The organism is Streptacidiphilus melanogenes (assembly GCF_000787835.1).
Taxonomy (GTDB): Bacteria; Actinomycetota; Actinomycetes; order Streptomycetales; family Streptomycetaceae; genus Streptacidiphilus; species Streptacidiphilus melanogenes.
Map to the genome: position 1 here is coordinate 2,217 of NZ_BBPP01000090.1, position 8,621 is coordinate 10,837.

The following is an 8,621-nucleotide window of genomic DNA, read 5'->3' on the forward strand; positions in this document are numbered from 1 at the left end:
CCACCCCGCTCGAACTCGCAACCCTGGCCGCCGACCAGCTCCGCGCCCTGACCGAGCACACCAGCCGACCGGACGCCTACCCCTACCCCACCGACGCGCACCACACCCTCGGCGCCCTCGCCCACCTGCTCGAACAACTCCCCCTCACACTCCACCACACCGCCGCGGCCATCAACGCCATGCCCCACGACCAGCTCGCCGTCCTGTCCGACCCACCCGTCCCCGCCCGGGTCCAGGCCGACATCGCCGCCGAACTCGGACGCGCGATCGCCGCGATCGAACAGGCCACCGCCCACCTGCGCCGCGCCCAGCACACCACCGCCGAACTCGTCTACACCGGCCCCCTCACCGGACTGTGACCGCCCCACAAGGAGGCCGCGAGTACGCCGTCCTTGGCGTCCCGCACACGATCGTGTGGGGCCTGGAGAACGGCGTACTCGCGGCCATGACGTCCGCGGCCTGCCCGTCGGCGTGAGCGGCGCGTTCAGCCGAGGCGAGCGATGGTGATCCGGTGCGGGGCCAGCCTCGGCGTAGGTGCGACCGATCGCTCCGTCGGCTGCTGGACGACCGCTGGCGACACGGGGTGGAAGACGCCGTCGAGTCACCTTGGCCGGCCGCTTCTACGAACGGTTCGCCGACCACGCCGTCGCCGTCGCCGAGCGCGTCGTCTACCTCGTCACCGGCACGCACGCTGGCGAGCTGACCGGGGAAGGGCACCCGTAAGTAGGTGCCCGCTCCGCGGTCCATCCGGTTCGCGGCTGGGCCTCTGCCCTGGGTTGTTCGGTGCGGCCCGTGGCGACAGCTGGGCGAGGCCGTGGGAGCGGTCCAGGAGCAGGTCCACGCTGTACCCGACGTGCTCGTCGATGAAGTCCGCGTCCTTGGTGTGCCCTGCGGCGCGGGCCGCGAGCACGCTGGGGGTGACCCGCTCGACCACGTCCCGCACGAACCCTGCGGCGGTCGTGCCGTCCTGCACGGCGGCCCGGGTGGGCGCGACCGCGCCGCAGGAGTCGTGCCCGGCCACGACCACCGGCGGGCAGCCCAGCACTCTCACCCCGTACTCGATGCCGTCGGCGGGCGGCAGGTCACGGGGCATGTCCAAGATCTTGTCGGCCGCCACGGGGGTGTGCAGGGGACGCGCCCGCACACGGCGGCCGTCGCTCGCGCAGCGGCACGCGCGCAGCGTGCCCGGGAGGGCCTGTTCGAGTGGCGGCCCGGGCGACACCGGCGGAGCGTCCCACCGGGCGGAAGACCGACGCATACGGTGAGCGCAAGGACGGCATTGTTCGAGGTCGACACAGCGAAGGCAAGTCATGAGCGCGGACACCAACGTCGCCACCATCAAATCGGTCTACGAGGCGTTCGGGCGCGGCGACGTGCCGACCATCCTGGACGCGCTCAGCGACGACGTGGACCGGGCCGCGGAGGCGGCATCGACGGGCGGCGCGCCGTGGTACGGCGTGCGCACGGGCAAGGCCGAGGTGCGTGCGTTCTTCGAGGAGTTCGGCTCGTCCATGGAGGTCGACGAGTTCACCCCGGTGACGTTCACCGCGAACGACACCGACGTCATGGCCGTGGTACGGCTGAAGGCCCGTCACCGGGCCAGCGGCAAAAGCGTGGCCATGGACCTGCACCACTGGTTCACATTCCGCGACGGCCTGATCGTCCACTACCGCGGGACCGAGGACACCGCGCAGGTCGTGCCGCTCTTCCACACCTGACGCCCCCTTGCCGACGCCTGCCCCCGCCGACCGGACCGGCCCGGACCCCGCGAGCGCAAACGAGGCCGGACCGGCCCTGCACGTGGTCCGCGGCCCCCCGTCGGCGGACGAGCTCGCGGCCGTCTGCGCGGTGCTGGGGCCGCTGCTCACCCAGACCTCCCGGCCCAGCCGTCGCGCCGGCACCCCGCGCGTGCACACCTGGACCCCGCCCTGGCACTGCCCGCCGCACTCCTGGCGCCACCACCCCACCGCCGGGCCTGGTTCCCCCTGCGCGGCGACCCCGGCTGACACCGGAAGCGGACTCGCACCCGCGCTTGGGTCGCCGGGCGCGGGTGCAGGTCGAGGGGACGCCCGGGCTACGGGCCGAACGCCACCAGTACCTGCACCGGATCCGCGAGATACAGGTCCTGTGAGCGAGGAGGATGTCGAGGCGAAGGGGGCGCTTCCGGCGCTGCGTAGGGGCTGAGCCGGGGCAGCTGAGGTGGATGGCGCCGGCGTCGTCGTACTTCGGCGCCTGCACCGGAGCGACCGGCTGCACGACCGGGGCGTCCTGCCCTGTCAGCGTGGTCGTCACGCTCGGCTGCGGCCCGTATGGCTGTGACTGTCCGTGCCACGGCGCGGCGCGCGAGGACGCTGGCAGGAAGCCTGAGCCGCGGGCCGCCGTCGGGTGGTGGGTCGAGATCCGGCGGACAGCCGCGTGGAAGCGTCCCGGCTGAGCGTCAGGCAGGCATGGGGCCGAAGAGCAGTTCCAGGAGCGGCCGGGATGGGCGGTGGAGTTTCGGGGGCTTGGTGCGGGTGTGCCACCACAGCGTGCGGCCCGGCCACGACGGCTCCGCGCCGTCGCCGAGGGTGATGGCGAAGGAGAACTGGACGACCTCGCTGTCGTCGGGCAGACGGCAGGAGGCGGTCGCGGCCAGGTTCGCGTCCCAGCCGGTCAGGCCCAGGCGCGTGGCGCAGAGCCAGTGGAGGGTGCCGGGGACCGTCGCGTTGGGGTGGACCCAGGCGGCGGGAACGGCCCAGGCGCCGTCGCAGTGGCCGTCGACCAGCAGGATCTCGTCGTTCCGGTGGATCAGGGCCTGGATCTGGAACGGGCCGGTGTCGGCCCGTGCGGCGTCCTCGGCGAGCCACCGCTGGGCCCGATGTCCGGGCAGTCGAAAAGCCGGCGCTGGTCGGTCATCTGCACAGCGTCGACGACAACAGCGGCCGTACTGCGGTATTTACGCCCTTTATCGGCGTGTCCCACACGATCGTGTGGGAACGGGATTACAGCGAACTCGCGGGGCCGTGCCGTCTGCGGCCTGCCCGTCGGCGTGAGTGGCGCGTTCAGCCCGGGCGGGCGATGGTGATCCGCTGCGGGGCCGGCATCGGCGAGGCCGGCCGGAGGGTCGGTGCGGCGGATGCGGTCGGCGAGGTGGACGCGGCGGGCCGCGCCGCGCCGGGGGCCCGGGTGGCGGGCCGTTGCGGGCCGCTGCTGCAGCTGGCCAGGGCAGGGGTGAGCAGGCAGGCCGTGAGAAGGACCGTGGTGGCGGCCGTACCCGGGCGGCCGCCACCGAACGCGGGGGTGTCAGGCACCGAGGTGCGAGGACCGGGCGGCCACCAGTGCGGCCATGCCGCCGCCGCCCGCCTCGACCCCGTGGTGGTGACGGCACCCGCGGTCTTCGCGGTCACGGTCGCGGTCACAACGGCAGAACCAGTCGTCCCGGTCACGGTCACCGTCGCAGTGACGGTGGTGGTCGGTCTGCACCACGGCCACGCTCCGGGGCGCTGCCTGGGCGGTGGCCGGAGCCACCACCCCCAGCGCCGACACTCCGGCGACGACAGCGACCACGGTCACACGGATACCTTTCACGGCCTGCCTCCAACGAGATGACGGGCGCGGCCGAATCCGGGCACGCCCTGCGCATGCACAGCACCGTCAGCGATTCCCAGGCCGCGCCCGCTTATCGCACAAGACACTCCTTCGGACCAGAGCCGCCAATGCACCAGGCCTTGCGTGGACGGTTCTTGGCGCCCAGTCAGCTCACTGGGACACCGGGCGGGTCAGTGATCGGGCCGGGAACGGACTTCGGCGTGGGAGGCTCTCGCCTTGGGCGCGCGGTCGGCCGTTGCGCCGGCAACGGGCCGCGGCGCTACCGGCCCGCGACCGGAGCACTGGAGGTGTGCGACGACTGGTACAACATCACCGGCCTGGCCGGCGGCGACCGCCCGGACGAGCGCATGCGCGTCCGCCCCGCGCCCGGAACAGCGAAGTGGTTGCGGCCGCCGCTGGAGTCGTTGCTCTTCCCCAAGGACGTGAGCGCAGCGCGCCGACGGTCGGGGCCGGGCCGTGCGGGTCGCCGCGAGGGCCTGGTGCGGGGTCACTGGTCGCTGTAGCTGAGGTCTCCCACGGTCCAGCTGCTGATGTCGGCGATGGCGATGCGGTACATGCCTCCGGTGTGGGGCAGGCCGTAGCTGCCCTGCAGGATGCGGGCGAGGTGCAGGTGCAGGTGCGTCGGCCGTGTGGGCGGCGCGGACGTCTCGTCGGCCTTGCTGGTGTCCTCGGCGGGTGGCGCGAACAGGGCGGCGAAGGGCTTGAGATGTTCTGAGGCGGCCAGGACTTCGGCGACGCGCGCGTTCCACAGGCTTTCGGGCGCCAGCCGGCCGGTGATGACGGCCCCGGGGACGACGACGGTCAGGGGCATCTGGTTGCTGTGCTCGGACTCCACCATTGCGGCGATGTCGACGAGCCGGCCATCAGGGTTCGACATGCCATCAGAGGATAGTTCCCGCCGCAGGCCGCCCGTGGTTCTGCCGGTGTGTGGCCCGGGTGAGCGCGCGGCGGCACTGTAGGTGCTGCGGGTTCTCACGAAAACCTGCAACGGCCAGAGTAGACATCACGCGATGGCCTGTGTAATCTTCCTGGTGTTGGAACCGTAGGTCGCAGGACGGGCAGACATGGACTGCCCGAGCAGTACCCAGCAGTGATGCACCAGGCGTGCAGTCGTCCTCCCTCGGGGCAGGTTCTGACAGGGGCCGCGGGGGAGGACGGGTGACCTGCCAGGCGTCACGGGCCCGGTGGTGCGTGGGGTCCGCGACGGTGGCGGTCGCGCACGCGCAGGAAATGCAGTAACGGCAGCACCCGCACCACGCAGTACCAGCAGGACGGGTGTGGCCGGGCAGTTCGCAGTACCGCACGTCAGCACGATGCACACCAGAGGAGAAGGGAGAGGGGTTCACCCCGTCGGATCGCCCGCCACGGCAGCAGTTCCACACGCCGGGCGGTCACCGCAGCAGCCATCGTCACGAAATGAGGTGGTCCTCGGTCACGCATACGCGATCCCCGCACCTGCCCGCACCCCGGAGCAGCGCGGACACCGCAGGCCGGAGTTGAATGCCGGCAGTAGTGCAGTAGATGGTGCAGTGAATCCCCGTTATCCCCGGGCCCCGGCGCAGCACGCGCCGGGGCCCTCGACCCGTTTCACACGAAGGAAGGTGCCAGTGGGACAGTCCACCCACGCCACGGACCCGACCACGGCGGATACATGAGCGCAGAGAGCAAATTCGACGACGACGACTACCCCGCCTACACCATGGGCCGCGCAGCCGAGATGCTGGGCGCCACCCCGGCCTTCCTCAGGGCTCTCGGCGAGGCCAAACTGATCACCCCCCAGCGCTCCGACGGCGGGCACCGCCGCTACTCCCGCTACCAACTGCGCCTCGCCGCCCGCGCGCGGGAAATCGTTGACCAGGGCACCCCACTCGAGGCCGCCTGCCGCATCATCATCCTCGAAGACCAACTCGAAGAAGCCCTGCGCATCAACGAACAACTGCGCCGCGACCACCCGCGGTAGCACCGCCCCATGGGAGCCTCCTCGACCCCCGCCCCGGCTGGGCGGCACCGAAACGCAAGCAGGTAGAACTGCCGGCGGGCCTGTCGCGGCAGCTCCCCTTCGACCTCGTGGGGATGATCGCCGGCCGAGCCACGCGCCCGGCCCTGCCGAAACGTAGCGTCGTCGATCAGCGGCGGTGGTGTCGATTCGGCCCGGTGGATGTCGAGGTCCTCCAGCTTCGTCTCCGGGTTCCAACGCGCCGGCGGCTCGGTGCCGCGGCTGCTACGCCTGACCGCGGGCCCGAGCAGCGCGGCCCAGGCAATCCCCAGGGTGCTGGGCTCAGGATGGATGAGCGGGATCAGAAGCCTCAAGGCCGGGCACGGTGCCCGGCAGGGTTCCTGGTGACCGGGTGCCGTTGGCCTGTGCGGTGCTGTCAAGCGGGTGCCGTCAGACCACTGTCCGGCATACGTCGCATGCGGGCGCTGCCTGCCGCCCCGCGTCTTCGGCTCGTCAGCTGCGGTCAGACGGGGTGTCCGTCGCGATCAGCGGCCGCGTCGTCGGGCTGCGCGAGGTGTTCTGCGAGGGTCTGCAGTCCGGCGGCGCGTGAGGCTTTGACCAGGACCACGTCGCCGGCCCGCACCAGCTGCCGCAGTGCGGTGGAGGCGGCCTGGGGGTCCGCGCAGGTGACGGTGTCGACGTTGCCGCGCCGGGCCGCCTGCTCGATCAGCTGGGCCTCGGCCCCACCGACGGCGATGAGGTGGGCGATGCCGAGCTGGGCGACGAGCTCGCCCAGCCGGGTGTGCTCGCGGTTGCTCTCGGCTCCCAGCTCGCGCATCTCGCCCAGGACCGCGACGGCCCGGCGGCCTCGGGCCATGGCCTTCAGCGCCTCCAGGCCGGCGCGCATCGAGTCGGGGTTGGCGTTGTAGGCGTCGTTGATCACGGTGACGCCGTCGGGTCGCTCGGTGACCTCCATGCGCCACCGCGATGCGGGCTTCGCCGTGGAGAGCTGCGCGGCGATGCGGTCGATGCTCAGGCCCGCCTCGCGTCCCACCGCGGCGGCGGTCAGCGCGTTGGCGACGTGGTGCTCCCCGGCCAGCCGCAGCGCCACCTCGGCCCGGCCTTCGTCCGGGGTCACCAGATGGAAGCGGGCCCGTCCGAGGTCGTCGACCTCGACGTCCTCGGCTCGCAGGTGTGCGTCGCGGGTGCGGCCGACCAGCACGACGCGGGCCCGGACGCGCGACGCCATCGCCCGCACGCGCGGGTCGTCGGCGTTGAGCACGGCCAGGCCGTCGGGCCGCAGGTCCTCGACGAGCTCGGCCTTGGCCTTCGCGATGGTCTCACGGCTGCCGAACTCGCCCAGGTGGGCCGTGCCGACGTTGAGCACGCAGGCGACGTCGAGCGGGACCATGCGGGTCAGTGCGCGCAGGTGGCCGAGGCCGCGGGCGCCCATCTCGAGCACCAGGAACCGCGTGCCGGCCTCGGCGCGGGAGACCGTCTCCGGGGTGCCGATCTCACTGTTGTGGCTGCCGATCGTGGCCACGGTGGGCCCGGCGGCGGCGAGCACGTGTGCGATCAGGTCCTTGGTGCTGGTCTTCCCGCTCGACCCGGTGATCCCGATGAACCGGGTCCCGGTCAGCCGCCCGGCCAGGTGGGACGCGAGGGCGCCCGCGGCCGCCAGCACATCCGCGACCACGACCGCGGGCACGCCGACCGGCCGGGTGGCCAGCACCACGGCGCTGCCGTTCTTGACCGCCGCGGCCGCGAAATCATGACCGTCCGCGTGCTCACCGGCCAGGCACAGGAAGACCCCGCCCACCTGCACCTCGCGTGAGTCGAAGTCCATCCCCGCAGTGGCCTGCACCGTGCCGTCCGGTGCGTCGTGCAGGGTGCCACCGGTCACATCGGCGATCTCGGCAAGCGTCATCGCAATCATCGATGCTCCCTGGCTCCTGTGGGACTGCGGCTCCAACGAAGCTACCGCCGCCGCCGGCGCGCCCGGCGAAGACTCGTCCGTGCCCCGGGCGCGTTCACCCGCCCCGCCGGTAGTGCGCCTGTTCGGCGTGACGCTGGCACCGGCGCACCGGCGGGCGCCAGCGTCACGGTTATGCCGACCGTGTTGGAGCGGCCGGTCCACGGTCTGCGTGCGCGCGGGTCCCCGGCATGGGCGACGACGCGAGCGGCGCCTGGTGCTCCTTTGACCGCCCGCGCGAGCGCGCCCAGGTTGTAGCGGTCGGCGTCGGTGTCGACTTCGACCCGGTGCGCACCGGCCCCGATCCACGCGGCCGCGGAACATTTCGCACTGTGGTGCCCGACTCCACGCGGCACGCCCCCGGCGCTCACCTCGTGCTGCACGGTGCCGGGGGCGGCGCGCTCGCGGGCGGGCGCCACCACATTCGTGTCGCTGCCCGCGCCGCCGTAACGGGTGACGCCGCCCCCTTGCCGACGGACGCGTCAGCCGCTCAAGTCCTGATCGCGCAGCAGCGGCGGGCGCAGTTCGAACGCGCGCTGCACAACCCTACGAAAGCCATCGGCCGTGCTCTCTCGCTGTCCCCGGGCGCATTTGAAGGCCTGTCGGAGGTCCTGGGCCTGCGAGCTGGTGGCGCGGGTCATGGCGAGCGAGGCGAGCCAGGCGAGTTCCGTTTCCGGCAACCTCTCGATGGCGTCGGGTACTGCCTGCTGGCCGCCGGGCGGCGCCTGGGTGTCGAGGGCCCTTGAGGGGACGAGGTCGGGGCTGACGATGGAGCGGTGTCGGTTCTTGTGCTGATTGGGCATGACGGCAGTCTCGCAAGCGAATTCCCCTTCCCGTGCGGCAGTCGAGTGAACGACGGCGTTACGGAACCGAACGCGACTGGCTCCGCAGCCCTGGTTCAGCACCTCGAACAAACCGCTTCCTCGGCCAAGCGCTCGACGACCCGCCCAGCTCAGCGACCGCCAATGCACTGGAGAAGGAGACAGCGAGCTCCAGGACAGCCTCCCCCGCGAAGAGGACCCTAGCTGCGACCACCAGGAACACCCCTGCAAAAACAGCCAGAACTGGTGGGAGCCTCCTCACGCGGGCCTAACCTCCTCGTTGAGGCGTTCTGTACTCCGGTTT

General features: G+C 72.1%; 10 protein-coding genes and 2 pseudogenes. 6 read left to right on the plus strand and 6 right to left on the minus strand.

Translation table 11 applies throughout. From position 1 onward, the window contains the following. Both TR49_RS44310 and TR49_RS46220 read left to right on the plus strand, forming a co-directional pair. Nucleotides 1–359, plus strand: a 359-nt coding sequence (locus TR49_RS44310) for a hypothetical protein (protein WP_042391138.1), incomplete at its 5' end; no start/stop codon positions are given. 191 nt (nucleotides 360–550) lie between these two features. Further along, a pseudogene (locus TR49_RS46220) lies at nucleotides 551–723 on the plus strand (phosphate signaling complex protein PhoU); the annotation flags it as partial. Here TR49_RS46220 and TR49_RS46965 read toward each other — a convergent pair. Continuing rightward, a pseudogene (locus TR49_RS46965) lies at nucleotides 669–1,063 on the minus strand (carbonic anhydrase); the annotation flags it as partial. The pseudogenes TR49_RS46220 and TR49_RS46965 sit on opposite strands and share 55 nt — an antisense overlap. A gap of 247 nt (nucleotides 1,064–1,310) precedes the next feature. Between TR49_RS46965 and TR49_RS39060 the strand changes: the two are divergent. Together TR49_RS39060 and TR49_RS46970 are read left to right on the plus strand one after the other, a co-directional pair. Continuing rightward, nucleotides 1,311–1,718 (plus strand): nuclear transport factor 2 family protein, encoded by a 408-nt coding sequence (locus TR49_RS39060; protein ID WP_042391147.1) that lies wholly within the window; start codon nucleotides 1,311–1,313, stop codon nucleotides 1,716–1,718. 82 nt (nucleotides 1,719–1,800) lie between these two features. Next, complete coding sequence (locus tag TR49_RS46970) at nucleotides 1,801–2,184, plus strand: hypothetical protein (RefSeq protein WP_369405375.1); 384 nt, start codon at nucleotides 1,801–1,803, stop codon at nucleotides 2,182–2,184. Between the two features lie 857 nt (nucleotides 2,185–3,041). Here the strand turns inward: TR49_RS46970 and TR49_RS39065 are convergent. Both TR49_RS39065 and TR49_RS39070 read right to left on the minus strand, forming a co-directional pair. Then, nucleotides 3,042–3,290, minus strand: a complete 249-nt coding sequence (locus TR49_RS39065; protein ID WP_042391150.1) for a hypothetical protein — start codon at nucleotides 3,288–3,290, stop codon at nucleotides 3,042–3,044. Further along, the gene (locus tag TR49_RS39070) at nucleotides 3,283–3,552 is read right to left on the minus strand and encodes a hypothetical protein (protein WP_042391152.1); all 270 of its coding nucleotides are present in this window, start codon (nucleotides 3,550–3,552) and stop codon (nucleotides 3,283–3,285) included. The genes TR49_RS39065 and TR49_RS39070 overlap by 8 nt, the downstream gene beginning before the upstream one ends. 323 nt (nucleotides 3,553–3,875) lie before the next feature. Here TR49_RS39070 and TR49_RS39075 point away from each other — a divergent pair, with 323 nt between their 5' ends. Then, nucleotides 3,876–4,091 (plus strand): hypothetical protein, encoded by a 216-nt coding sequence (locus tag TR49_RS39075; protein WP_042391154.1) that lies wholly within the window; start codon nucleotides 3,876–3,878, stop codon nucleotides 4,089–4,091. Here TR49_RS39075 and TR49_RS39080 read toward each other — a convergent pair. Next, nucleotides 4,076–4,465, minus strand: a complete 390-nt coding sequence (locus tag TR49_RS39080) for a GvpU-like protein (protein ID WP_042391155.1) — start codon at nucleotides 4,463–4,465, stop codon at nucleotides 4,076–4,078. The two genes, TR49_RS39075 and TR49_RS39080, sit on opposite strands and share 16 nt — an antisense overlap. A 774-nt stretch (nucleotides 4,466–5,239) precedes the next feature. On the opposite strand from TR49_RS39080, the gene TR49_RS39085 reads away from it, so the two are divergent. After that, nucleotides 5,240–5,548, plus strand: a complete 309-nt coding sequence (locus tag TR49_RS39085) for a MerR family transcriptional regulator (RefSeq protein WP_042391158.1) — start codon at nucleotides 5,240–5,242, stop codon at nucleotides 5,546–5,548. Between the two features lie 499 nt (nucleotides 5,549–6,047). Here TR49_RS39085 and TR49_RS39090 read toward each other — a convergent pair whose 3' ends face one another. Further along, nucleotides 6,048–7,460 carry a UDP-N-acetylmuramoyl-tripeptide--D-alanyl-D-alanine ligase gene (locus tag TR49_RS39090; RefSeq protein ID WP_042391159.1) on the minus strand — a complete coding sequence of 471 codons (1,413 nt, stop codon included), beginning with the start codon at nucleotides 7,458–7,460 and terminating at the stop codon, nucleotides 6,048–6,050. A 518-nt stretch (nucleotides 7,461–7,978) separates the two neighbouring features. Then, on the minus strand, nucleotides 7,979–8,299 hold the full coding sequence (locus tag TR49_RS39095; RefSeq protein ID WP_152627714.1) for a hypothetical protein: 321 nt from the start codon (nucleotides 8,297–8,299) through the stop codon (nucleotides 7,979–7,981). Between the last annotated feature and the right edge of the window lie 322 nt (nucleotides 8,300–8,621).